The sequence below is a fragment of the Streptomyces sp. NBC_01622 genome (assembly GCF_045209635.1).
GTDB lineage: Bacteria > Actinomycetota > Actinomycetes > Streptomycetales > Streptomycetaceae > Streptomyces.
In genome coordinates, this window is record NZ_CP109293.1 from 5,072,895 (window position 1) to 5,096,248 (window position 23,354).

The 23,354-nt window shown below is 68.9% G+C and carries 29 protein-coding genes and 1 pseudogene; 18 read left to right on the top strand and 12 right to left on the bottom strand.

The genetic code is table 11. From position 1 onward, the window contains the following. The 3 genes from OH768_RS22785 to OH768_RS22795 all read left to right on the top strand — a co-directional run bounded on the left by OH768_RS22785 (position 1) and on the right by OH768_RS22795 (position 3,493). Positions 1 to 1,215, top strand: a complete 1,215-nt coding sequence (locus OH768_RS22785; RefSeq protein WP_406456374.1) for a cytochrome P450 — start codon at positions 1 to 3, stop codon at positions 1,213 to 1,215. Positions 1,216 to 1,302: 87 nt separating this feature from the next. Continuing rightward, the gene (gene serC, locus OH768_RS22790) at positions 1,303 to 2,421 is read left to right on the top strand and encodes a phosphoserine transaminase (RefSeq protein ID WP_406456376.1); all 1,119 of its coding nucleotides are present in this window, start codon (positions 1,303 to 1,305) and stop codon (positions 2,419 to 2,421) included. A gap of 259 nt (positions 2,422 to 2,680) precedes the next feature. Continuing rightward, the gene (locus tag OH768_RS22795) at positions 2,681 to 3,493 is read left to right on the top strand and encodes an acyl carrier protein (RefSeq protein WP_406456378.1); all 813 of its coding nucleotides are present in this window, start codon (positions 2,681 to 2,683) and stop codon (positions 3,491 to 3,493) included. 3 nt (positions 3,494 to 3,496) lie between these two features. Here OH768_RS22795 and OH768_RS22800 read toward each other — a convergent pair whose 3' ends face one another. Further along, complete coding sequence (locus tag OH768_RS22800) at positions 3,497 to 3,676, bottom strand: DUF397 domain-containing protein (protein WP_406456380.1); 180 nt, start codon at positions 3,674 to 3,676, stop codon at positions 3,497 to 3,499. Then, positions 3,673 to 4,542 carry a helix-turn-helix domain-containing protein gene (locus tag OH768_RS22805; RefSeq protein ID WP_406456382.1) on the bottom strand — a complete coding sequence of 290 codons (870 nt, stop codon included), beginning with the start codon at positions 4,540 to 4,542 and terminating at the stop codon, positions 3,673 to 3,675. Before OH768_RS22805 ends, OH768_RS22800 begins: the two co-directional genes overlap by 4 nt. 188 nt (positions 4,543 to 4,730) lie before the next feature. Here OH768_RS22805 and OH768_RS22810 point away from each other — a divergent pair, with 188 nt between their 5' ends. From OH768_RS22810 to OH768_RS22820, 3 genes are all read left to right on the top strand, one after another. Next, the gene (locus OH768_RS22810) at positions 4,731 to 5,150 is read left to right on the top strand and encodes an ATP-binding protein (protein WP_406456384.1); all 420 of its coding nucleotides are present in this window, start codon (positions 4,731 to 4,733) and stop codon (positions 5,148 to 5,150) included. A 193-nt stretch (positions 5,151 to 5,343) separates the two neighbouring features. Beyond that, positions 5,344 to 6,039, top strand: a complete 696-nt coding sequence (locus OH768_RS22815) for a hypothetical protein (protein WP_406456386.1) — start codon at positions 5,344 to 5,346, stop codon at positions 6,037 to 6,039. Continuing rightward, complete coding sequence (locus tag OH768_RS22820) at positions 6,036 to 6,812, top strand: MerR family transcriptional regulator (protein ID WP_406456388.1); 777 nt, start codon at positions 6,036 to 6,038, stop codon at positions 6,810 to 6,812. Before OH768_RS22815 ends, OH768_RS22820 begins: the two co-directional genes overlap by 4 nt. 91 nt (positions 6,813 to 6,903) lie before the next feature. Here OH768_RS22820 and OH768_RS22825 read toward each other — a convergent pair whose 3' ends face one another. Then, complete coding sequence (locus tag OH768_RS22825; RefSeq protein WP_406456390.1) at positions 6,904 to 7,338, bottom strand: GNAT family N-acetyltransferase; 435 nt, start codon at positions 7,336 to 7,338, stop codon at positions 6,904 to 6,906. Positions 7,339 to 7,553: 215 nt separating this feature from the next. Further along, positions 7,554 to 8,104 (bottom strand): annotated as a pseudogene (locus OH768_RS22830) (hypothetical protein). Positions 8,105 to 8,516: 412 nt separating this feature from the next. Here OH768_RS22830 and OH768_RS22835 point away from each other — a divergent pair. Both OH768_RS22835 and OH768_RS22840 read left to right on the top strand, forming a co-directional pair. After that, on the top strand, positions 8,517 to 9,050 hold the full coding sequence (locus OH768_RS22835) for a SigE family RNA polymerase sigma factor (protein WP_406456392.1): 534 nt from the start codon (positions 8,517 to 8,519) through the stop codon (positions 9,048 to 9,050). After that, on the top strand, positions 9,047 to 9,571 hold the full coding sequence (locus tag OH768_RS22840; RefSeq protein WP_406456394.1) for a hypothetical protein: 525 nt from the start codon (positions 9,047 to 9,049) through the stop codon (positions 9,569 to 9,571). Before OH768_RS22835 ends, OH768_RS22840 begins: the two co-directional genes overlap by 4 nt. 10 nt (positions 9,572 to 9,581) lie before the next feature. Here OH768_RS22840 and OH768_RS22845 read toward each other — a convergent pair whose 3' ends face one another. Both OH768_RS22845 and OH768_RS22850 read right to left on the bottom strand, forming a co-directional pair. After that, positions 9,582 to 10,481, bottom strand: a complete 900-nt coding sequence (locus OH768_RS22845) for an ABC transporter permease (RefSeq protein ID WP_406456396.1) — start codon at positions 10,479 to 10,481, stop codon at positions 9,582 to 9,584. Further along, the gene (locus OH768_RS22850; protein ID WP_406456398.1) at positions 10,478 to 11,479 is read right to left on the bottom strand and encodes an ATP-binding cassette domain-containing protein; all 1,002 of its coding nucleotides are present in this window, start codon (positions 11,477 to 11,479) and stop codon (positions 10,478 to 10,480) included. The genes OH768_RS22845 and OH768_RS22850 overlap by 4 nt, the downstream gene beginning before the upstream one ends. A gap of 91 nt (positions 11,480 to 11,570) precedes the next feature. On the opposite strand from OH768_RS22850, the gene OH768_RS22855 reads away from it, so the two are divergent. Together OH768_RS22855 and OH768_RS22860 are read left to right on the top strand one after the other, a co-directional pair. Beyond that, positions 11,571 to 12,344 carry a TetR/AcrR family transcriptional regulator gene (locus OH768_RS22855; protein WP_406456400.1) on the top strand — a complete coding sequence of 258 codons (774 nt, stop codon included), beginning with the start codon at positions 11,571 to 11,573 and terminating at the stop codon, positions 12,342 to 12,344. A 31-nt stretch (positions 12,345 to 12,375) separates the two neighbouring features. Further along, entirely contained in the window at positions 12,376 to 12,804 is a 429-nt protein-coding gene (locus OH768_RS22860; protein ID WP_406456402.1) for a PPOX class F420-dependent oxidoreductase, read from the top strand. Positions 12,805 to 12,814: 10 nt separating this feature from the next. On the opposite strand, the gene OH768_RS22865 is transcribed toward OH768_RS22860, so the two are convergent. Next, on the bottom strand, positions 12,815 to 13,819 hold the full coding sequence (locus OH768_RS22865; RefSeq protein WP_406456404.1) for a WD40 repeat domain-containing protein: 1,005 nt from the start codon (positions 13,817 to 13,819) through the stop codon (positions 12,815 to 12,817). Between the two features lie 79 nt (positions 13,820 to 13,898). On the opposite strand from OH768_RS22865, the gene OH768_RS22870 reads away from it, so the two are divergent. After that, positions 13,899 to 14,675 (top strand): SGNH/GDSL hydrolase family protein, encoded by a 777-nt coding sequence (locus OH768_RS22870; RefSeq protein WP_406456406.1) that lies wholly within the window; start codon positions 13,899 to 13,901, stop codon positions 14,673 to 14,675. Here the strand turns inward: OH768_RS22870 and OH768_RS22875 are convergent. Further along, positions 14,606 to 15,379 (bottom strand): Stf0 family sulfotransferase, encoded by a 774-nt coding sequence (locus OH768_RS22875; RefSeq protein WP_406456408.1) that lies wholly within the window; start codon positions 15,377 to 15,379, stop codon positions 14,606 to 14,608. The genes OH768_RS22870 and OH768_RS22875 overlap by 70 nt on opposite strands. A gap of 145 nt (positions 15,380 to 15,524) precedes the next feature. Here OH768_RS22875 and OH768_RS22880 point away from each other — a divergent pair, with 145 nt between their 5' ends. Further along, on the top strand, positions 15,525 to 16,118 hold the full coding sequence (locus OH768_RS22880; protein WP_406456410.1) for a Uma2 family endonuclease: 594 nt from the start codon (positions 15,525 to 15,527) through the stop codon (positions 16,116 to 16,118). Positions 16,119 to 16,162: 44 nt separating this feature from the next. Beyond that, positions 16,163 to 17,155, top strand: a complete 993-nt coding sequence (locus OH768_RS22885; RefSeq protein ID WP_406456412.1) for an aldo/keto reductase — start codon at positions 16,163 to 16,165, stop codon at positions 17,153 to 17,155. A gap of 196 nt (positions 17,156 to 17,351) precedes the next feature. Here OH768_RS22885 and thpR read toward each other — a convergent pair whose 3' ends face one another. Continuing rightward, on the bottom strand, positions 17,352 to 17,924 hold the full coding sequence (thpR, locus tag OH768_RS22890; protein WP_406456414.1) for an RNA 2',3'-cyclic phosphodiesterase: 573 nt from the start codon (positions 17,922 to 17,924) through the stop codon (positions 17,352 to 17,354). 35 nt (positions 17,925 to 17,959) lie between these two features. Between thpR and OH768_RS22895 the strand changes: the two genes are divergently transcribed. Genes OH768_RS22895 through OH768_RS22905 form a run of 3 tightly spaced genes read left to right on the top strand, consistent with a single transcriptional unit; the run spans position 17,960 to position 19,303 of the window. Continuing rightward, complete coding sequence (locus OH768_RS22895; protein WP_406456416.1) at positions 17,960 to 18,517, top strand: hypothetical protein; 558 nt, start codon at positions 17,960 to 17,962, stop codon at positions 18,515 to 18,517. A 15-nt stretch (positions 18,518 to 18,532) separates the two neighbouring features. Further along, on the top strand, positions 18,533 to 18,769 hold the full coding sequence (locus OH768_RS22900; RefSeq protein ID WP_406456418.1) for a hypothetical protein: 237 nt from the start codon (positions 18,533 to 18,535) through the stop codon (positions 18,767 to 18,769). Between the two features lie 9 nt (positions 18,770 to 18,778). After that, positions 18,779 to 19,303 carry a GNAT family N-acetyltransferase gene (locus OH768_RS22905; protein ID WP_406456420.1) on the top strand — a complete coding sequence of 175 codons (525 nt, stop codon included), beginning with the start codon at positions 18,779 to 18,781 and terminating at the stop codon, positions 19,301 to 19,303. Between the two features lie 15 nt (positions 19,304 to 19,318). On the opposite strand, the gene OH768_RS22910 is transcribed toward OH768_RS22905, so the two are convergent. Next, a complete protein-coding gene (locus OH768_RS22910) occupies positions 19,319 to 20,590 on the bottom strand; it encodes an MFS transporter (protein ID WP_406456422.1) in 1,272 nt (423 codons plus the stop codon). Between the two features lie 105 nt (positions 20,591 to 20,695). Continuing rightward, entirely contained in the window at positions 20,696 to 21,133 is a 438-nt protein-coding gene (locus OH768_RS22915; protein WP_019072529.1) for a MarR family winged helix-turn-helix transcriptional regulator, read from the bottom strand. A 164-nt stretch (positions 21,134 to 21,297) separates the two neighbouring features. Here OH768_RS22915 and OH768_RS22920 point away from each other — a divergent pair, with 164 nt between their 5' ends. Then, entirely contained in the window at positions 21,298 to 21,489 is a 192-nt protein-coding gene (locus OH768_RS22920; protein WP_406456424.1) for a ribbon-helix-helix protein, CopG family, read from the top strand. On the opposite strand, the gene OH768_RS22925 is transcribed toward OH768_RS22920, so the two are convergent. Continuing rightward, positions 21,482 to 22,876, bottom strand: a complete 1,395-nt coding sequence (locus tag OH768_RS22925) for an NCS2 family permease (protein ID WP_406456426.1) — start codon at positions 22,874 to 22,876, stop codon at positions 21,482 to 21,484. The two genes, OH768_RS22920 and OH768_RS22925, sit on opposite strands and share 8 nt — an antisense overlap. 122 nt (positions 22,877 to 22,998) lie before the next feature. Here OH768_RS22925 and OH768_RS22930 point away from each other — a divergent pair, with 122 nt between their 5' ends. Further along, positions 22,999 to 23,280: a DUF2530 domain-containing protein gene (locus OH768_RS22930; RefSeq protein WP_406456428.1), complete on the top strand. Its 282-nt coding sequence runs from the start codon at positions 22,999 to 23,001 to the stop codon at positions 23,278 to 23,280. Positions 23,281 to 23,354: the final 74 nt, after the last annotated feature.

Genomic DNA, 23,354 nt, shown 5'->3' on the forward strand with positions numbered 1-23,354 from the left:
ATGAGCACGCGCATCGTTCTCGACCCCTTCGTCGGCGACCTGGACGGCGAGAGCGCCAGGCTTCGTGCGGCCGGTCCGCTGGCCGCCGTAGAACTCCCCGGTGGGGTGCCCGTATGGGCCGTGACCCATCACGCCGAGGCGAAACAGCTGCTCACGGATCCGCGGCTGGTGAAGGACATCAACGTGTGGGGGGCCTGGCAGCGCGGGGAGATCCCCGCGGACTGGCCGCTGATCGGGCTGGCGAACCCGGGCCGTTCCATGCTGACCGTGGACGGCGCCGACCACCGCAGGATGCGGACGCTGGTCGCGCAGGCGCTCACCCCGCGCCGGGTGGAGCAGATGCGGGAGCGGATCGCGAAGCTGACGGAGGGGCTGCTCAACGGAGTTGAGGCGGCCGAGGGTGAAGTCGTGGACCTGAAGGCGGAGTTCGCGTACCCGCTGCCCATGTACGTCATCGCCGACCTCATGGGCATAGCGGAGTCCCAACTCCCGCGCCTGAAGGAGCTGTTCGAGAAGTTCTTCTCGACGCAGACCCCGCCTGCCGAAGTGATCGCGACGCTGACGGAACTCGCGGGCATCATGGCGCAGACGGTCGCGGCGAAGCGCGCGGAGCCGGGCGACGACCTGACGTCGGCCCTCATCGCGGCCTCCGAGGACGGCGACCACCTCACCGACGAGGAGATCGTCTCCACGCTGCAGCTGATGGTCGCGGCGGGCCACGAGACGACGATCTCGCTGATCGTCAACGCGGTCGTCAACCTCTCGACGCACCCCGTACAGCGGGCCCTGGTGCTGGCCGGCGAGGCCGACTGGTCCTCGGTGGTCGAGGAGACCCTGCGCCACTCCACACCCACCTCGCACGTCCTGATCCGCTTCGCCACGGAGGACGTCCAGGTCGGCGACACGGTCCTCCCGGCCGGGGACGCGCTGATCGTGTCGTACGCCGCGATCGGCCGCGACGAGCAGGCCCACGGCCCGACGGCCGGCGAGTTCGACATCACCCGCACCAGCGAGAACCGGCACATCTCCTTCGGCCACGGCCCGCACGTCTGCCCCGGCGCGGCCCTGTCCCGGCTGGAGGCGGACGTAGCCCTCCCGGCCCTCTACGAGCGCTTCCCGCAGCTGGACCTGGCGGTCCCGGCGTCCGAGCTCCGCAACAAGCCGGTGGTGACGCAGAACGACATCTTCGAGCTGCCGGTGCGGCTGACGCCGTAGCTCACCGTCCGTGCACGGGCCGGAGCGGTCGTCTCATCGAACGGACGCGTTTCCGTCCGGTTTCACCGAGGGGATACGCTCCGGCTCGTGGCTGATATCGAGATTCCCGCTGACATCAAGCCCGCCGACGGACGGTTCGGCGCTGGCCCCTCCAAGGTGCGGACGGAGGCGCTGGACGCGCTGGCCGCCACCGGTACGTCTCTGCTGGGCACCTCCCACCGCCAGGCCCCGGTCAAGAACCTGGTCGGCAAGGTACGCGAGGGCGTCTCCGCGCTCTTCTCCCTCCCCGAGGGCTACGAGGTCGTCCTCGGCAACGGCGGCTCGACGGCCTTCTGGGACATCGCGACCCACGGCCTCATCGAGAACAAGTCGCAGCACCTGACCTTCGGCGAGTTCAGCTCCAAGTTCGCCAAGGCGGCCAAACTGGCCCCGTGGCTGGCCGAGCCGACGGTGATCGCGAGCGACCCCGGTACGCACCCGGAGCCGGCCGCCGAGGCAGGCGTGGACGTGTACGCGTTCACGCACAACGAGACGTCGACGGGTGTGGCCGCGCCCATCAAGCGCGTCGCGGGCGCCGACGAAGGCGCACTGGTCCTGGTGGACGCGACGTCGGGCGCCGGCGGCCTCCCGGTGGATGTGTCGGAGACGGACGTCTACTACTTCGCCCCGCAGAAGTCCTTCGCCTCCGACGGCGGCCTGTGGATCGGCGTGTTCTCGCCCGCCGCGATCGAGCGCGCGGAGCGTATCCACGCGTCCGGCCGCCACGTCCCGGAGTTCTTCTCGCTCCCGACGGCGATCGACAACTCCCGCAAGAACCAGACGTACAACACCCCGGCCCTGTCCACCCTGTTCCTCCTCAACGAGCAGCTGGGGTGGATCAACGGCCAGGGCGGCCTGGCCTGGTCGACGGCCCGCACGAAGGACTCGTCCAGCCGCCTCTACAGCTGGGCCGAGGGCTCCAAGTACGCGACCCCCTTCGTCGCGGACGCCACCAAGCGCTCGCAGGTCATCGGCACCATCGACTTCGCCGACGAGATCGACGCGGCGGCCATCGCCAAGGTCCTGCGCGCCAACGGCATCGTCGACACCGAGCCCTACCGCAAGCTCGGCCGCAACCAGCTCCGCGTGGCAATGTTCCCGGCGATCGACCCGGCGGACGTCGAGGCGCTGACGAAGTGCATCGACTATGTGATCGAGAAGCTCTGACTTTCTGACTTTCGGCTACGACGCGAAGGGCGCCCCGCAGAGTTGGTTGCGGGGCGCCTTTTGTCGTCGTAGAAGACTGCGAGCGGCCTACGGCCGACATCGAGGTGAACCCATAACCGGGGCAAATCAACCCCCCGCCACAGCCGCGTAACAGTGGCAGCACAGGGAACAACTCCCGCCCCGCGCCACCGGTCGAACCTGCTGCGTCGCACCTTCGCGGCGCAACTCCTCCACTCCCGACCGAAGTTGGAGCTGCCCCATGCCCAGGAAGTCTCTGCCGACGCGGCTCGCCGCCACCGCCGCGCTGCTGCTCGCCGCCGGCGCCCTGTCCGCGCCCGCCGCCTCCGCGAAGCCCTCGGACGCGTCCCCCGGCGACGCCTACGTCCTGAAGGTGACCACCAACCCGGCCGCCACCAGCTACGGCAACCGCCGCGTCGACGTCACCGGCACGGTCACCAAGGCCGACGGCACGCCCGCGCCGAACATCCCCGTCACGGTCCAGGAAGTCGTCGAGTTCACCACCTGGAACCCGTGGGGCGACCCGATCGACCCCACCTACTACGAGCCGCGCGACCTGGGCACACCGGTCACCGACGCGAACGGGAAGTTCACCATTCCCGGCGTCGACATCGACCACACGGGCGGCAGCAGCCTGCTCAACGTCCAGCAGGGTGTGGAGATCACGGCCCTCTACGACGTGGACGGCAACCTCAACACCCCGCAGGACGGCTACTACGCGGACACCACCGTGAACGCCAACGCCCTTGCCAGCTCGGTCAGTTACCGGGTCAGCAAGAAGAAGGTGAAGTCCGGCGACATCCTCACCATCACCGGCCGGGTCACCCTCCCCAAGGGGGTCCAGCCCGCAGGCACCGAGGTCTTCCTGCAGACCTACTGGGAGCAGGAGTACGACGTGAGGACGATCGCCACGTACGACGGCTCCTTCGTCCTGTCGGTCCGCGTCACGGGCTACGACGACACGTTTACGCTGCGCTCGGCTCCGCGGGATTTGTATGTGGCGGGGGCGACGCAGCAACTCCCCATCATGAACACGTCGTTGCCGCGCGGGTAGGCGTCAGAACTGCTGGAGGAAGTCTCGCCAGCTCTCGGCGGAGACGGTGAGGAGTGGGCCGTGTTCCGAGTGCTTGCTGTCGCGGACAGCTCGGCCGTGGTCCGTGGTGTCCGCGACCTCGACGCAGGCGTTCTCCTGCCCGGAGTACGACGACTTCCAGAAGGGGCTTACAACCTTGGTCACGATGTGTCTTCCTTCAAGCTCCGCAGTACGCCCCGGATGAGCTTCGCGCTCGCGTCCGGCGCCAACGCTGACGATCGTAGTAGGTCGTATGCATTGGCGTAAGCGGCAAGATCCTCGGCTCCTTCAAGGACCGAGGTGCCTCGCAGGTTGTCCATGGCGACGGCTTCGACCGTCGGTTCCTCGTCGAAGCTGAAGGAGTAGAAGGCGGAGGAGTAGCCGGCAAGGACTCCCGCACTGAACGGCAGCACCTGCACAGTGACGTTCTTCCGCTTTCCGATCTCAAGAATCGCGGACAACTGCTCCTGGTGAATCCCTACGCTCACGAGCGGGTGCACGACGACGCCCTCCCAGAGAATGACCGTGTACGACGCCCCGCCCTCGTCGATCTTCGCCTGCCGCCCCATCCGCACCTTCACCAGCTGGGCGACCCTTTCCGGCTCAAGGTAGTGGGGACCGCCCGCGATAACCGACTCCGCATAGGCCGGAGTTTGCAGGAGCCCTGGCACCGTGACCGGCTGCCACTCGCGGATGTAGGTCGCGTCATCCTCCAACGCGATGTGGTCGACATAGTCCGGCCGGAGATGTGCGGCGTGCTCCAGCCACCAGCCCCGGTTCTTCGAGTTCTTGGCCAACTCCTCCAGCTTGACGCGCACTTCCGGGTCCGTGACCCCGTACGCATCCAGCAGCAAGCGCACCTCGATCACGCGTGGGGTGGCGTGACCACTCTCAACGCGGCTGATCCTGGCCTGACTTGACGCGATCACATCGGCAGCCTGCGGTTGGTCGAACTTGGCAGCCAGCCTGTACTGCCTGAGCGCCGTACCCAAGCGCCTACTGCGCACCGTCGGCCGTCCACCTGCGGGCATGGGCCCTCCCCTCTTCTGCGGCCACGATGCCACACCGAGCGTCAACCTCAGGGCTGCATCACTCGATCGAGTGACACCCATGAATATATTCGCCGATTCACATTGCGCGGATCGCGTATCCAGATCTAGCTTCTTGAACGCGCCGCAGCGCAGGCCACCTTGACGGCACGTCAGGACGGAGTTCCCCCATGCCCGCGTCCGAGAGCTTCCGCATCCCCAAGCATCGCCGACATGTCCCCACCGCCCGCCAACGGCTCCGAAAGACCCTCGCCGACTGGGGCATCACCGACGAACTCGCCGACGCCGTAACCCTGTTGGCGAACGAACTCGTCACCAACGCCGTGACCCACTGCCGGGTCTCCCACTCCCAGGTCAAGGTCGAACTCACCCTCAAAGACACGGAGTTGATCCTTGAGGTCTCCGACCCGGACCGGAACAGACTCCCCCGACCGCACGACTCGACCCCGGAGGAGGAAGGCGGACGCGGCCTCGCGCTCGTCGCCGCGCTCGCCGACAACTGGGGATGCCGGCAGGAGCCGTACGCGAAATGCGTGTGGGCAAGGTTCGACCTGGAGGGAGTTCAGGCTCATGTTCCGGCGACTTTATGAGGCGACGGCCCGCCTGCCCACTCGCCCAACTCCCCTGAGCGACACCGAGCTTGCACAAGAAGTCCGGACGCCCGACCCCTACGTATGGCGACTCCCGCCCGTCACACTTCGGTAAGACGGTCATCGCTCACATCCCTGGACGTGTCTGTTAGCGTCCGCGCGACCCCTCAGAGATCCACAACAGGAGACGCAGATGGGTATCTCCCTCATCCTCGCGAGCGGTATCGCCTGGACGATCGTGTACGTCGAAGCGATCCGGGTCGGGTTCCGCGAGCGTACCTACGCCATGCCGGCCGTGGCACTGGGCCTGAACTTCGCGTGGGAGTGGACGTACGCGGTGCACAACCTGGCCTTCGACCCGTCGGTGCAGGGCGGCATCAACCTGGTGTGGGGCATCGCCGACGCGGTCATCGTGTACACGTTCTTCCGGTACGGCCGCGCCGAGTTCCCGTCGTTCGTCACAGCGCGGATGTTCGCAGGCCTGAGCGTGCCGCTGTTCGGGATGTCGTTCGCGGTGCAGTGGCTGTTCCTGGCGAAGTTCGGTGCGGAGGACGCGGCCGGCTACTCGGCGTTTCTCCAGAACCTGCTGATGTCCGCCCTGTTCATCGCGATGTTCGTCGCGCGGCGCGGACTGCGCGGGCAGTCGGTGACGATCGCGGTGGCCAAGTGGCTCGGCACGCTCGCGCCCACGATCCTGTTCGGCGCCATTCAGCACGACGGGTTCCTGCTCGGCCTCGGCATCATGTGCAGCGTGCTCGACCTCGTCTACATCTGGTTGTGCGTGGGGGCGAAGCGGGGCGGTGGGGTGTTCGACCCGGAGATCCGCGCCGAGGACCGAGAGCGGGGGCTTGCACCTCACACGGCGTCAGGGACCATCGTCGACGCATGAGCATCGACCAGACATGGAAGGTCGGAGCGCTCGCCGAGGCGAGTGGGCTGACTGTTCGTACGTTGCACCACTGGGACCGGATCGGGCTGCTCAGTCCCTCCAGGCGTACGGCCGCCGGGCACCGCGAGTACACCGAGCAGGATGTGATCCGCCTGTATGAGGTACTCGCGCTGCGCCGTCTGGGGCTGGGGCTGGAGACCATCGCGACGTGCCTGGACATCGGGGTCGACCCGGTCCGGCTGGTGAGCGAGCAGCTGGCCGGCGTCGAGGCGTCCATCGCGTCCCTGGAAGCCCTGAGGCAACAACTGGCCTACGTCCACGGTGAGTTGGCCTCCGATCGGGCGCCGGACGTCTCCGCGTTGATCGGTGCGCTCCGGACGATGGGCGGCGCGGGACCGGAGAGCGGGCAGGCGCTGCGGCGTCATCTCGACGACGACCAGATACAGACGCTGCACGACCGGGCGGTCGTACTCGGCCCTGGCGCCCACTATCTGCTGGAGGTCGAGTGGCCGGAGCTGTACCGCAGGGCCGAGGCGCTGCGGACCGCCGGGGTGGAGCCGACGGCACCTCAGGTGAGGAAGCTGGTGGCACGCATGGACGAGCTGAGCTCGCTGTTCACTGGGGGTGACAGCGGCATCTCGGCCGCGGTGCGCTCCGCCTGGCAGCACGAGCCGGCCGCGATGTCCGGCGACCCGAAGGCTCCGGCCGACGTGTGGCACGACCTGACCGCCTACCTCGACCGTGTCCGCGCCCACGCCCGCTCCACCGCATGACCGCTCCTGCGGGTGGTCGAGGTCGCCTCCCCCTGCGCCGGAGAACCGCCGTCGGTGAGGTGGGCTGCGGCCGGCATGGTTGCACCACTGCCTACAGAGTGATCCAGTAGCGGCGCTTGATGCCCGCGTCGGTGGTGCGGACGTCCTCCAAGATGCCACCGTTGCGCTCGATGCTGCGCGCCGATCCGACGTTGTCGTCGTCGCAGGTGACGAGGACCCGGCCCAGACCGAACGCAGGGGCCTTGAGGAGAACCGCCCCGAGGGCCCACGTGGCCAGGCCGCCTCGCCGGGCGGAGGGCCGGATGCTGTAGCCGATGTGGCCGCCGACATCGAGCAGGAAAGCGTTCAGATAGTGCCGCAGATCGATGGCTCCCAGATAGCTGTCGTCCTCGACGATCCACCAGTGGGTGGCGTGGACGCGCCCCTCTCCCACGGCAACCGACCTGTCCGACTGCTGATGCAGTTGCTCGACCCACGCCGAGAAAACCTCGGGGCTGTCGAGGTCGGCTTCAGGTGCGAGACGCAAGCCGCTCCCGTCCTGGTGGGCACCTGAGGGCCACTCGTCACGCGCCGCGAGCCATGAAGACTGGAGTCGACCTGTGGGTCTGATCAGTTCAGGCATGCGGGCGACAATAACACTCGCCACCCCATCTGACCAGGCATTTTGCGCTGGTCCGGGCCCACGACTGCTCACCCGTCACACCTGGATGGCGCGTGACCAACCATGAGCAGGATCCACTTTCACAACAGGTCCTGGCCCTCCACACCCGCGTTGGTCAGCGCGTCCACGATCATGCGGGTGGCGAAGTCGGGGTTGTCGGCGATGCGATTGATGTGTTCCGCGAGCAGGAGCGCCGTGGCTTCCAGCGGAGTCATCTCCTCCTTGGTCCAGTCGCCGTACTGCTGACGCCACAGGTTGGGGCTCAGTTCGGAAGCCGCGGCGATCACCAGGCCGGCCATCATCGGGACGGCCTCGGGGGGACAACTCCTGGGCATCATCCGCATCGTGGCCACGAGGGTGGGCACCACGTACTCGATGACGTCCTTGTCCTCGCTCTCGTGGGCCTTCCTCACCAGGTCATGAACATGTAGATGAGCGTGCACGCGCCGTCCAGCAGATCGTCGAGCCCGCCGGGACCCAGCGACGCGAGGTACTGCTCCATCAGCGCCTGCTGTTCGCGGTCGGTCGCGGACTCTCCGGCGCGGACGGTCTTCAGCCGGGAGTCGACCATCATGAGTACGGCGCCCACATCGCCGGCGGGGGCGTACTTGGGGTCGCAGGACGATGACACGGGGTTCCCCCTCCGGTGGCCGCGGTAGGTAACGCGTCATGGTTTACGGCAACTGAGCGAGGAGTTGCATCAACCGCTCTGCGCGCCATGGCCGTTCGGCTGGTTGGATCCGCACTCCAGTTGGCAGCCATGACCTCCGGCGAACCGAGCCGGCCGCACAACGCCCCCTCCCAGACCAACTGGTGCAACTCCTTACCGGGGACGCGCAACCACTCCTGCGGCCACAACACCCGTTGTGTGACCCAGGTCTCAAAGAGCTGGTGCAGCAGAAAGGGCCGCTCCGCGCTCATAGGGGGGACAGGAAGGGAGGAGCGGTGTGGCTCTGGCAGCGAAGTGGAATGCACTGCTTTCCGAGGCGGGGCGAAACGGTCGGTCCGGGCGCCGCGGCCGGGCCGAATCGGCGTCGGCCCGCATGGACCCGGCGAAGGATTTCGACTCCTTCGTGGCGACCCGCTCGGGGACGTTGTTCCGAGGCGCCCTGGTCCTGACCGGAAGCCGTGAGGCCGCCGAGGACCTGGTCCAGGAGACCCTGGAGCGCGCCTGCGGCCGCTGGCGCGCCATCGCCGCCATGGACGCGCCGGACGCCTATGTGCGCCGCATCATGGTCAACCTGGCCAACAACCGGTGGAAGCGATTCCGCCGGGTCGTCCCCCAGCACGACGCCGGTGACGACCGGCCCGCCCCGGGGGACGACTACGGACGCGTCGACAGCCGGGACCAACTGGTCCGCGCCCTGCAGCGGTTGCCGATCGGCATGCGCACCGTCGTGGTGCTGCGCTACTTCCACGACCTCTCGGATGCCGAGATCGCCGAGGACCTGCGGATCTCACCGAGCGCCGTACGGTCCCAGCTCACCCGCGGCCTCGAAAAGCTCCGCGCCCAGATACCCGCACTCTCCGAACCTCCGTCATCAGCGCGGCCCCGGAAAGGAACCCAGACCCGATGACCGGCTACGTGTCGCCGCCCTCGGACGGCCGCGACGGTGACATCCACCTCGAATTCCTCGAACAGGAACTGGTAACCGTCTTGAACGACTTCGCCAACACCTCCCCCACACCGCACTTCGACGCCCCCGGCATCAGGCGGCACACCCGTCGCAGGCGCGCCGGTTTCGTCGCCGCCGTCGCCGCGGTCGTCGTCGCTGCCGGCGTCGGCAGCGCCCTGGCCGCCGCCGGCAGCGGTTCACACACCGCGCGGCCCGCGGCCCAGACCACCACGAGCACGACCCCGACCACGAGCACGGAAAAGGGCGACGTCACCACCGTGCCGTACGTCAAACCGTTCGACCTGAAGGGCGTGCCCCTGGCGGCGGCCGAGAAGGCACTGGCGGGTGCCCGCCTCAAGGTCGGCACGGTCACACACGGAGTGGTCGACAACTGCAAGCCGGGGTCCGTCATCGCGGTCTCGCCCCTCGCCCCGACGGTCCTGCACGGCGGCGAGACGGTCGACCTGGCCGTCTGCGGCTGACCCGACGCGTCTAGCGACTGAGCCTGCGGAATCTCCGTACTGCCAGCGGCAGGAACAGCAGCGTCAACGCGGCCGGCCACGCCCCGGCCAGCAGCAGCGCGTGCTGTTCCGGCCAGGACGTGCCCTGCCCCGTCGGGGCGCCGAACAGCGCTCGCGCGGCGCCCGCCGTGGACGAGAGGGGGTTCCAGAGCGCGGCCTGGCCGAGCCAGTGGGGCATCTGGGTCGGGGAGACGTAGATGCTGGAGATCATCGTCAGGGGGAAGACGATCGCGAACAGGCCGCCCACCTGTTCCGGGCCCGGGAGCAGCAACCCCAGCCACACACCCACCCAAATCAGCGCGAAGCGGAGCGCCAGGAGCAGGGCCACCGCCTTCACGAAGTCCAGGCCGAGGCCGATGTCGATGCCGAGGCCGGTGCCCAGGTGGGGGCCCGCGCCGAACTCCGGGCGCCAGCCCATGCCGTACGCGGTGGCCATCATGATGCCCAACTCCGCGCAGGCGACGATGAGATCGGTCGCGCCGCGCCCCGCCACCACCGCCGACGGCGCCATCGGCATGGAACGGAAACGGTCGATGACGCCCTTCTTCGCGTCGTTGACGAAGATCGTCGCCGTGGAGACGAACCCCATGGCGACGGTCATCACGAACATCCCCGGCATCAGGAACGCCTTGTAGTCACCGCCGCCCGGCACCTGGATGGCCTTGCCGAAGACGTACCCGTACAGCAGCACGGACAGGATCGGGAAGCCCAACTGCCAGAGGATGCTGACCGGTTGACGCCGGTAGTGGGTCAGACCGCGCCGCACGACGTTCCAGCAGTCGGCGACCGTCCAGAAGAGGCGGCCGTGCTGCGGCCGTCTGCGGTACGTCCGTCCGGTGCCGTCGGACGCCGTCGACACACCGCCGCTCATACCGCCGCCCCCTCGATCTCCGGTTCCGGCGCCGGTTCTTCTTCGGTACGGCGGCCCGTCAGCCGGAGGAACACGTCGTCCAGGCTGGGGCGGCGCAGGCCGATGTCCTCGACCGGGATGCCGAAGTGCTGGAGGAAGCGGGCGACTTCGGTGAGGGAGCCCACCCGGTCGGCGACGGGCGCGTGGACGCGCAACTCCGCGATGTCCGCCTCCGGTTGGCCGCCGTGGGCGACCCGGGCGACTGCCTGCAACGCGTAGGGGATGTGGGCGGGTTCGCGGACCACGACCTCGACGCGGTCGCCGCCGACGCGGTTCTTCAGGCCGTCGAGGGTGTCGTCGGCGATGGCCCGGCCCTGGTCGATGACGGTGATGCGGGAGGCCAGCCGGTCGGCCTCCTCCAGGTACTGGGTGGTGAGGAGGACGGTGGTGCCGTCCGCCACCAACTCCCGTACGGCTTCCCAGACTTCGCCGCGGCTGCGCGGGTCGAGGCCGGTGGTCGGTTCGTCCAGGAAGAGGACGGCCGGCGCGAGGATCATCGACGCGGCCAGGTCCAGCCTGCGCCGCATGCCACCGCTGTAGCCGCCCGCGCCCTTGTCGGCGGCGGCCTCCAGGTCGAACTGGCGCAGGAGTTGGGTCGCCCTCAACTTGGCCCGTCTGCGGCCGAGATGGAAGAGGCGGCCGAACATCTCCAGGTTCTGCCGGCCGGTGAGGATCTCGTCGATCGCCGCGTACTGGCCGGTGAGCCCGATCCGGGAGCGCACCTGGCGCGGCTGCCGGGCCACGTCGAGTCCGGCGACGGTCGCCCTGCCGCCGTCGAGCCGGACGAGGGTGGAGAGGATGCGTACGGCGGTGGTCTTGCCGGCGCCGTTCGGGCCGAGCAGTCCGTGCACGGTGCCCTCGCGGACGGCGAGGTCGAAGCCGTCGAGGGCGCGCTTGTCGCCGTAGCGCTTCTCCAGCCCTTCGGCCTCCACGACGTATCCGCCAGTGCCCTCACTCATGGATCCGATTCCCTCCCTCCCGAACTGCGTGCACCGTATCTGATTACGCGTACGGTGTACTCGGTTTTCGTCCCGGACCTACACTCCCCCCATGACGAGCAGGCCGGCGAGCGGCGGTCAGGAATCCAGCGGCAGCGGTGACATCGGCCGCACCCTCGAACTGCTGTGGGACACCGGCCCCCGCCCCAGCCGCGGCCCGAAGCCGGGCCTGAGCGTCGACCGGATCGTGGACGCGGCCATCCGCATCGCGGACGAGGAGGGGCTCGACGCGGTCTCCATGCGGCGCGTGGCCACCGACCTGGGCACGGGCGCGATGTCGCTGTACCGGTACGTCCCCGGCAAGGCCGAACTCCTCGACCTGATGCTGGACCGCGTCCGCTTCCCGGACCGCCCGAACACCCAAGCCACGGCCGCCGGTTGGCGAGCGGCCCTGGAGACCGCCGCCCGCGACGCGCTCGCCGTCCACCGCCGGCACCCCTGGCTGCTGCGCGTCAACCAGTCCCGCCCGCTGCTCGGCCCCCGCGCCCTCGCCACCCTGGAACACCTGCTCGGCCGGATCCGCCCCATGGGCCTGACCGACCCGGAACTCGTTTCGACGGTCGTCATGATCGACGGCTACGTCGTGGGCGCCGCCCGCACCCAGGTCCACCAGGAGGAGGCGGCCCGCTCCACCGGCCTGACCGACGCGGAGTTCTACGGCGCCCAGGTCCGGGCCCTGGAGAAGGCCATGGCCACCGGCGCCTACCCGACCCTCGCGTCCCTCACCCCCGACACCTTCACCGCCGGTTTCGACCACTTCGAGTTCGGGCTCGGCCGAATCCTGGACGGACTGGAGGTCCTCGTCGAACAGCGTCGCGGGACGTGACAAACGGGGCGGCCGGTGGCTCCATGGAGGTATGGCCAATCCGACAACGAACCCGGAATTCGTCCCCTTCGTCAAGCAGTACGCGGTCCTCCTCACGACACACAAGAAGGACGGCACAGGCGTCGGCACCCCGATGAGCATCGCCGTCGAGGGCGACCACGCGTACTTCCGCACACCGGGCACGGCCTGGAAGGTCAAACGGCTCCGCAACCGCCCGGAAGTGGAGCTGGCCCCCTCCACCGTCCGCGGCAGGCCCACCGGCCCGGAGATCCACGCGCGCACCCGCCTGCTGGACCACGGCAGCCCGGAGGAGAAGCACGCGGCACTGCTGCTGCGGCGCAAGTACCCCGTCCTGCAGGGCCTGCTCGTACCGCTCACCCACAAGCTCATGCGAACGCGGACGATGCACTACGAGGTGCGGCCGGTGGAGTCGACGCCCGGCGAGCGTGCACCGGAGTAGCGCCACGTCCTCAGCTGCGGCGGGTCAGCCGCCGCAGCCCGATCACGGCCCCGAAGACGACCAGGACGGCGACGGCGCCCACCTTCAGGTTCTTCCCCGAGCTGCCACCGCTGTCGTCGCCGCTCGCCGAACTCCCGCCCTCCGAGGGGGACTTGGACGCGGACGAGGCGCCCCCGGGCGCGTCCTCGGCCTGCACCGGGCTGTCGGTGCCCTCGCTGCCGTACATCAGCTTGGTCCCGTCGGCGGAGTAGCTGACGGACTCGCCCTGTCCCTGCAAGGGCACGTCGAGGCGGCCCTTGCGCTTGATCTTGCCGCCGTTCCAGTCGTAGTAGATACCGCCGAAGTAGCCGCGTACGGCAAGCTGTTGGCCGTTGGGCGAGAAGGCGGCGTCGGTGGCCCAGAGGTCGACGGAGGCGATGGGCTTGAAGTAGTTGGTGCCGGAGGAGGAGAGCTTGGCCGGGCCTTCGAAGAGATGCCCGCCGTCCTCCTTCTTGTCGATGATGTAGACGCGCCCGGTCTTGGGGTGCACGACCAGCGACTCGGCGTTGCGTGCCCCGTCCGAGTACTTCACGACGTACTGCGTGGCCCGGATCGTCTGGTCCTTGAGCACCTTCGGCTCGGGCAGCTTGTAGATCCAGACGTAGGCCCAGGTCCCGTCGAGGTTGTCGCCGATGTCACCGACGTAGATCTGGTTGCCCGGCCCGATGGAGATGGCCTCGACGTCACGCGGCTTGCCGACGCCGCTGAAGGTGACGGTCGCGACCGTCTTGCCGGTGCTGCTGTCGACGGCGTAGATGTACGGGCCGTCGTCGCTGTCGTTGTGCGTCCAGTAGATGCCCGGGTGGAGGTGGGAGGCGGCGAGGCCGCTGGACTCGGTGATCCGGGAGTCCGTGATCGTGAACCCCTTGTCGCCCTTGCCACCGTCGTCGGCGACGGCCGGTGCTGCTGCGGTTGCGGGCAGGGCGAGCGCGCCGACGAGGAAGCCGGCGCCGAGGAACGCGAGGAAGCGACGCATGCCCCCAAGCCTGCCATCGTGGCAGGCCTCACACCCCACCGGCTCCAGCGATCGGCCACTGATCGTCCATCATGAGCGGATGCTCAGGTTCATGCCCGTAGGCGACTCCATGACGATCGGGAGCGCGGGCGAACACACATGGCGCTACCGGATCTGGCAGCACCTGCGCGCGACCTACGGCGGCCCGTTCGCCGTGGTCGGCCCGCGCGAGACGCTGTACGACAAGGCGACGGACACACCCACGTCGTACGAGTACGCCGACCCCGACTTCCCCCACTTCCACCTCGCCGGGTGGGGCGAGGGCTGGCTGCACATGGCCCCGCTCATCGGCGAGGCGGTGCGCGCACACCGGGCGGACGTCCTGCTGGTCTCCCTCGGCCTGATCGACCTGGGCTTCTACACGAACGCGGCACAGACGGCGGACAACCTGCGCGCCTTCGTGGCGGAGGCCCGCGCCGCGAAGCCGTCCGTCCGCATGGTCTTCCTCCCGGTCATCCCGAACGTCCGCGCCCAGACGGACGCCCCCTTCGCCGCCGAGGTCACCCTCTTCAACGAACTCCAGGCCAAGGCGGTCGCCGACCTCGACGACCCGCGCTCACCCCTCCTCCTGGCCTCCCTCCCGGAGTCGTACGACATCAACCACGACACGTACGACGGCACCCACCCGAACGCGTCCGGCGAGCACCGGATCGCGGGGGCGTTCGCGGGGGCGATGCATCAGGCGTGGGGGGTGGGTGGGGAGTACGACGTGGACGGCTCGGACGCCTCGTCCACCACACCTGACGATCAGACGACAGGGGGCCGCAGCCGATACCGGGCGGCCCACTCCTCATTGAGGCGATCAGCCTGGCGCTGATGACTGGGGGTGATGTGCCGTCCGGCAGGGAGCGCGAGGCCGAGATGATCGAGGACGCGGAGGGTGACGGCTTCCGGGGCGGCGGAGAGCTCCTCGTAGCGGATGCGGTGCGGCTCGATGCCGTAGCCCTCGAACCACCGCTCCCAGCCGGCGTTGTGCTCCTCGATCGTCCGCATGGTACGGGTGATGGCGTCGCGGTCGTAGGCGGGCCGACCGCCGCCGGGGGCGGCCCGGCCTCCGCCGATCTCGCCCTTCCCGCCGATGAACCAGACACCGGTCTGCTCGGCGCGCAGCCATGAGACGGCTTGGGCGAGTACGTCGTCCCGCCGCAGCCAGACGAACCTGACCCGGCCGAACTCCCGCTCCAGCAGGCCCAGTTCGTCCCCGGCGAGGTCAGGGTGCAGGCGAGCGAGCCGAGTCGTGAGTTCGGCGTGCGTCCCCCACATGAGCTTGGCCCCGAAGACCCCGTTGCCGGTCCGGCCCGCCGCGAGCGCGGCCCGCACGAAGTCGCCGTAGTCCAGGGCGTGTTGGGATGTGCGGGCGACTCCCCACCGCTCGGCCCACGCCACCTCGTCCGGCGACCGGAAGTAGGCCTGGGGGTGCCCGGCGACTCCGGTGGAGTCGAGCAGGCCCAGGAGGAGGGAGCTGCCGGTTCGGGGGGTGGCGCAGATGAAGTAGGTGTCCGTGTCCGGGGGGTGGGTCACGGGGAGCAGGGTCGGGGGTGGAGGTCGGGGTGGCAACCGAATTACGGCGGTCGATGGCGTGATCACTGCGTATCCCGGTCACCGTGCGTATCGTTGTACCGCGCGGCTGCACCCGTCCGTGGGGCAGCCGGGGAGGAGCGCCACGATGACCGTCCTGGAAGACAGGATCGAGATGGCCGACGCCGACGCCAACACCCAGCGCTTGGACGAGTGGTTCGAGCGGCTTGAGCGTATGCCCGTCCCCGAAGGATTCAGGGTCGAGATCGTCGAGGGCAACGTTCACATGACGCCGCAGCGGAACACGCATTGGCAGATCATTCGCCAGATCCTTTGGGCCGTCGAAGACAGGTTCGGCAGGGACGTCCTGGTCTTCACCGACGTCCGTGTCGATTTCCCTGGCTTCGAGAACGGCTTCTGCCCGGACATCGCCATGCTCAAGGACGGAGCGAAGCCCGACGACACGGGCCACTGGCGTTACCAGGACGTGGAGTTCGTCGCCGAGGTGATCTCCAAGGGCACGGCCGCCAACGACTACGGCCCGAAGAGGACCGCGTACGCGGAGGCCGAGGTCCCCGTCTATGTCATCGCCGACCCCTACCAGGGCCGCTGCCACGTGTACACCGCCCCCAAGGACGGTGATTACGCCGATCCCGTACGAGTGGACTTCGGCACCGACGTCGACCTGACCGGCACGGTGGTCGACCTCGTCCTCAAGACCGACAAGTTCCCCCGCGACTGATTCCCCTTGCATCGAGCGCACTCGAAGTCGTTGGCTAAGTACCCATGAAGTACACGCAGCTCGGACGCACAGGCCTCAAGGTCAGCCGACTGGTCCTCGGCACGATGAACTTCGGTCCGCAGACGGACGAGGCGGACAGTCACGCGATCATGGACGCGGCGCTGGACGCCGGTATCAACTTCTTCGACACCGCCAATGTGTATGGGTGGGGTGAGAACAAGGGGCGCACCGAGGAGATCATCGGCAACTGGTTCGCCAAGAGCCCCGATCACCGCGACAAGACGGTCCTCGCCACCAAGGTGTACGGCAACATGGCCGTGGACGGCGACGCCTGGCCCAACCACGACAAGCTCTCCGCCGTGAACATCCGGCGCGCCGTGGACGCCAGCCTCAAGCGGCTGCAGACGGACTACATCGACGTCTACCAGTTCCACCACGTCGACCGTGCCACCCCCTTCGAGGAGATCTGGCAGGCGATCGACACCCTGATCCAGCAGGGCAAGATCCTCTACGTCGGTTCCTCCAACTTCCCCGGCTACAAGATCGCCCAGGCGAACGAGATCGCCGCCCGGCGCGGTGGCACCATCGGGCTCGTCAGCGAGCAGTGCCTCTACAACCTCGCCGAGCGGCGCGCCGAGATGGAGGTCATCCCGGCCGCGCAGGAGTACGGCCTCGGGGTCATCCCCTGGTCGCCGCTCCAGGGCGGACTGCTGGGCGGGGTCATCAAGAAGGAGATCTCGGGCGGGCGCCGGGCGAGCGGCCGGGCCGCGGACACCCTCGCCAACCCGGCCTCACGCGCCCAGATCCAGGCCTACGAGGACCTCCTCGACAAGCACGGCATCGAGCCCGGAGAAGCCGCCCTGGCCTGGCTCCTCACCCGCCCCGGCGTCACCGGCCCGATCGTCGGCCCGCGCACGGCCGAACAGCTCGACTCCGCCCTGCGGGCCGTAGAGCTGGAACTGAGCGAGGAGATCCTCACCTCACTGGACGAGATCTTCCCGGGCCCGGGCCCGTCTCCGGAGGCCTTCGCCTGGTAGCACGCTGAGGGCAAGCGCCCCGTCAGGGGCGCGGGGAACTGCGCGACCAGCCACATCCGGCCCGCAGCCGAACGTCGACCCGCAGTTCCCCAGCCCTCACTTGCCGAGGGCAGCTGCAAGCCCCACGACAACGAACAACAGCACAAGCACACCGGCCATGATCCGGTTCCGGAATTTCGGGTCCACGTACCCGAGCCTAACCGCCCGCTCCCAGCCCCCAGCGGGCGACCGCCTCATACCGCGGCTGCTCCCCCGGGACGCCCGACCTCGGCAGGCTGCTCCGGACGAGCGCCAGCTCGTCCGCCGTCCACGGGCGCCCCGCGAAGTCGTCGAGGCGGTCGAGATATGGCCGTACGTCCGCCGCTTCGCGGCTGCGGGCCAGGGTGAGGTGGGCGCGGTAGCGCCGGTGGTCCGCCATCTCCACGCCCGCCTTCCGGGCCGCCGCCTCGCAGCGGTCCGCCAGCAGCCGCAGGGCCGCGAGGTCCCCCTCCGCCCCGGCCCACAGGGCCCGCCCCTGGCCGAACTGCCCGCCCCCGCGCACGGCCAGCCCGAACGGCTCGGTCCGCCTCGCCGCCCGCTCAAGCCGGGCCGACAGTTCGGGTACGACGTCCTCGCCGACCTCGCCGTAGAACGCGAGCGTGAAGTGCCAACCCGGGCGGCCGGTCCAGCGGAGCGCGTCCGCGTCCGGCAGCAGCCTCAACTCGTCGACGACCGCACCGAGTTCGGCCAGCACACGCTCTGGTGGCAACAGCGCCGCGAAGAGTCTCATGGCGTCACCCTTCCAGGGAATGGATCACCCGGCCAGTGTCCCCCACGATGGAGGTACGCGCCGTCGACCGGGGGACCATCCAGATGCCGGTGCTCGGAATCGTGCTGCTCCTGGCCGGGTCGGCCGCCGCCGCGGGGCTGCTGCCGGCCGTCTCCCGCGCGGTGCCGCTCGCCAGACGGAAGCCGAACAACGACGTGCTCGGGTTCGTGTACGCGCAGGTCGGGGTGGTCTACGCCGTCGTACTTGCGATGGTCGTCGTGGGGGTGTGGGACGCCCGGTCGCGAGCCCACGAGAACACGTACACGGAGACGAACGCGCTGCTGCAGATCGCCTGGTACAGCCGTACGCTCCCGCAGCCCGACCGCGGGCGGCTCGGCGCACTGGCCGAGCAGTACACCCGCACGGTGATCCACACGGAGTGGCCACTGCTGGGCGAGCAGCGGGACGACCCGGGGGCCTGGCGGCAGTTCACCGGGATCCGGGAGACCATCAACACACAGCAGCCGACGACCGGTGCCGATCAGGCCCGCTATCAGGGGGCGTTGGAGGCCGTGGCCCAGCTCGGGGACGCGCGGCGGGAGAGAGTCAACTAGGCGGCCACCGCCGGGGTGCCCGAACTGCTGTGGGTGGCGCTGCTGTTGGGCGCGTTCGTCACCATCGGGTTCGTCTGTCTCTTCGGCATGGACAGCCTGCGCGCCCACGCGGGCGTCGTCTTCTCGCCGGCGTTCACCGTGGGTGTGATGCTGCTCATCGTCTATGGGTTCAACTACCCGTTCAGCGGGCCCCTGAAGGTCGCCCCGACCGCCTTCCAACTCGCTCTGGAGCGGATGAGAGCGGTCACCTAGCCTGCCCCCATGACGACGAACCGGGAGATCACCATCAGGGGCGGCGGGACCGGCGACATCCCCGCGATACTCGGCATGTTCGACAGCGCCGTGGCGTGGCTCGCCGCGCAGGGGCGGACCGGGCAGTGGGGCAGTACGCCGTGGTCGGAGAATCCGAAGGCCGTGGCGATGGTGGAGCGGTATGTGGCGGAGGGGTCGCCGTTCGTCGCCGAGGTGGATGGTGTGCCGGCCGGCACGCTCACCCTCACCGACTCCCCCGGGTCGTACATCGAAGCCGTCGACGAGCCCGAGCAGTACATCCACATCCTCGCTTCCGACCGCCGGTTCAAGGGGTACGGCGTCGGCAGCGCGCTGCTCGCGCACGCGGCGGAGGTGACCCGGGAGGCCGGGATCTCGCTGCTGCGGGTGGACTGTTACGCGGGGGACGACCGCAAGCTCGTCGCCTACTACGAGGCCAACGGGTTCACCGCGACCGAGGCATTCGTGGTCGGTGAGAACAACTGGCCGGGGCAGGTGCTGGCCCGGAGGGTGTAGCACCTGCCCCAAATGTCAGGCCACCGTGGCCAGTTGCTCCCGCTCTCTCGGGACGAAGGCCACGCTCGGGTGGCCGTGGTTCCAGCCGACGGACAGGCGCAGGTCGCCGATGCGGGCCAGGACCAGGCCGATCGTGGCGGCGGCCAGGGCCGCGATGGCACCGCCGAGGGCGAAGCTCACACGGGGGCCGTAGGCGTCCGTGATCCAGCCGACGATCGGTGCGCCCACCGGCGTACCGCCCATGAAGACCATCATGAACAGGGCCATGACCCGGCCGCGCATGGCCGGGTCGGTGCCCATCTGGACGGCGGTGTTGGCCGTGACGTTGACGGTCAGTCCTGCGATGCCGATCGGGATCATGAGCAGGGCGAACAGCCAGTAGGAGGGGGCCACCGCGGCCACTATCTCCAGCAGGCCGAAGGCCGCCGCCGCCGCGATCAGGACGCGGAGGCGGGTGGTGCCGCGGCGGGCGGCGAGCAGGGCGCCGACCAGGGAGCCGACCGCCATGAGGGTGTTGAAGAGGCTGTAGGCGCCGGCGCCCGCGTGGAAGATGTCGTCGGCGTAGGCCGACAGCCACACCGGGAAGTTGAACCCGAAGGTGCCGATGAAGCCGACGAGGACGATCGGCCAGATCAGGTCGGGGCGCTTGGCCACGTACTGGAGGCCCTCGCGGAGCTGGCCCTTGCCGCGCGGGGTGCGCTTGACGACCTTCAGGTCGCGGTTGCGCATGAGCAGCAGGCTGGCCAGTGGGGCGACGAAGGACAGGCCGTTGAAGAGGAACGCCCAGCCGGTGCCGACGCCGGTGATCAGGACGCCCGCGACGGCGGGGCCGACCAGGCGGGCGGACTGGAAGTTCGCGGAGTTGAGGCTGACCGCGTTCTGCAGCTGCTCGGGGCCGACCATCTCGGAGACGAAGGACTGGCGGGCCGGGTTGTCGACGACCGTGGCGAGGCCGACGGCGAAGGCGGCGACGTAGACGTGCCAGACCTGGACGTGGCCGGAGATCGTGAGGAAGGCGAGGGCGAGGCCGGTGAGGGCCATCGCGGACTGCGTGACGAGGAGGGTGGGGCGCTTGGGCAGCCGGTCGACGAGGACACCGCCGTAGAGCCCGAAGAGGAGCATCGGCAGGAACTGGAGGGCGGTCGTGATGCCCACGGCGGCGGAGGAGCCGGTGAGGCTGAGGACCAGCCAGTCCTGGGCGATGCGCTGCATCCAGGTGCCGGTGTTGGAGACGACCTGGCCGATGAAGAAGAGGCGGTAGTTCCGGATCCTCAGCGAGCTGAACATCGAGGACTTGCCTGGGGGTACGGGCGGGGAGTCGGGGGTGGCTGGCGCGGGGGCGGAGTCTGCTCCGGGTCCCGAACTCAAAAGGTCGCCTCCTACATAGAGCGGTTACAGGTGTGCGAGTTTCTCCAGTACGGGGGCGGCGGCGACGATCTTCGCCCACTCGTCCTCGTCGAGGCCGTCGACCAGGCCGGCCAGGAACGCGTTGCGCTTGCGGCGGCTCTCTTCGAGCATCGCCTCGGCCTGGGGGGTCTTGGTGACGACCTTCTGGCGCCGGTCCTCGGGGTGCGGCTCCAGCTGCACCAGGCCCTTGGCTTCGAGCAGCGCGACGATGCGGGTCATCGAGGGCGGCTGCACATGCTCCTTGCGAGCGAGCTCGCCAGGGGTCGCGCTGCCGCAGTTGGACAGGGTGCCCAGCACCGACATCTCGGTGGGGCTCAGTGACTCGTCGACCCGCTGGTGCTTGAGTCGACGGGACAACCGCATCACGGCTGATCGCAGGGAGTTCACGGCGGCAGCGTCGTCGCCATGGGTTAGGTCCGGCATGTTCTTTAGCGTAACTCATTACTCTCGCTAAAGACCAACTGAATGCGCATGGGACACGCCGGGATGCCCGTGACCCTGGCCACTGAACCCTTCCGTCACCCATATGAGTGATCCAGGAGCGGAACGTGACACGGTGGCCGGAGCCGCCCCGGACCCTCGTCCGTATGGGGACCAGTGTGCTCAGCCTGCGGATGGACGGGGAGCTGCTCGAGCGGCTCCGGCACCATGCGGCGAAAAGAGGAATGAGCGTCCAGGACTATGTGGTCCAGACGCTCATCCGGGACGACTTCGACGAGCGGTTCCAGACCGCCGTGGAGGAGACCGAGAAGTTCTACGGGGTCAACGGGGTCACGTGAGACCCAGGGCCGGCATCAGGTAGTAGAAGCCGAACACGGCCGCCACGACGTACATCGGCACCGGGACCTCCCGGCCCCGGCCCGCCACCAGGCGCAGCACCACGAAGGTGATGAAGCCCATGCCGATGCCGTTGGTGATCGAGTAGGTGAACGGCATCATCACCATCGTGATGAAGGCCGGGATGGCGATGGTGTAGTCGGCCCAGTCGATCTCCTTGACGGAGCCCGCCAGGATCAGGAAGCCCACCGCGAGCAGGGCCGGGGTGGCCGCCTGGGACGGGACCATCGTGGCGACGGGCGTGAGGAACAGTGCTACGGCGAAGAGGGCGCCCGTGACGACGTTCGCGAAGCCGGTGCGGGCGCCCTCGCCGACGCCGGCCGTGGACTCCACGAAGCAGGTGGTGGCCGACGAGGAGCTGGCGCCGCCGGCCGCGACCGCGATGCCGTCGACGAAGAGGACCTTGTTGATGCCGGGCATGTTGCCCTCGCCGTCGGTCAGCTTCGCCTCGTCGCTGATGCCCATGATCGTGCCCATCGCGTCGAAGAAGCACGACAGCAGGACCGTGAACACGAAGAGGACGCCGGTCAGTACGCCGACCTTGCCGAAGCCGCCGAAGAGGCTGAACTTGCCGATCAGGCCGAAGTCGGGGGTGGCGACCGGGTTTCCGGGCCACTTCGGGGTGGTCAGGCCCCAGGAGGGGATCGTCGCGACCGCGTTCACGATCACCGCGAGGACGGTCATCGTGACGATGGAGATCAGGATCGCGCCGGACACCTTGCGGACGATCAGCCCGAGGGTGAGCAGCACGCCGAGGATGAAGATCAGCACCGGCCAGCCGTTGAGGTGACCGTCGGCGCCCAGCTGGAGCGGGACGGTGGTCTGGGCGGCGTCCGGGATGCGGGAGATGAACCCGGAGTCCACGAGCCCGATCAGCATGATGAACAGGCCGATACCGATCGAGATCGCCTTGCGCAGGCCGTAGGGCACGGCGTTCATGACGCGCTCGCGCAGCCCGGTGGCGACCAGCAGCATCACGACCAGACCGGCCAGTACGACCATGCCCATCGCGTCCGGCCACGTCATGCGGGGCGCGAGCTGGAGGGCGACGACGGAGTTCACCCCGAGTCCGGCGGCCAGCGCGATCGGCACGTTGCCGATGACGCCCATGAGGAGAGTGGTGAACGCGGCGGTGACGGCGGTGGCGGTGACCAGCTGGCCGTTGTCGAGGTGGTGCCCGTACATGTCCTTCGCGCTGCCGAGGATGATCGGGTTCAGCACGATGATGTACGCCATCGCGAAGAAGGTGGCGAGCCCGCCCCGGATCTCGCGGGGGAGGCTGCTGCCCCGTTCGGAGATCTTGAAGTAGCGGTCGAGGGCGGTCTGCATTGGATGTTCCTACGAGCAGAAGTGGACAGACGGAAACCGTTTCAGTATGAACATATCAAGACGTCAGGCGCTATCTCCGCGCGTAGACCCAGGAGTGTTGCGCCGCCTCGTAAGCTGTGGGCATGGCGAAGTGGACACCGACACACGAGGCACCGGAGCCCCTGGAGGGCCCGATCGTCCCGACCATCATCGGCGGCACGATCCTCTGGTTCGTCCTCTTCCTGGTACAGCTCCCCTTCTACGGCTGGTTCGACGACCACGGTCATCTGTGGTGGCTGTGGACCTGCCTGGCCGGGGGCGGGCTCGGCCTGATCGGCGTCTGGTACGTCCGGGGGCGGGACGCGGCGCTCAAGCGGCTGGCGGCCGGGGCGGCGGCCGAGGGTCCCTCTCCTGCTGCGGAATGAGGAGCTCCCCTACAACCCAGGCATCACCCCACCCCGCCCACCGTCCTCCCCTGGTCGGATCTTCCGGGCACTCG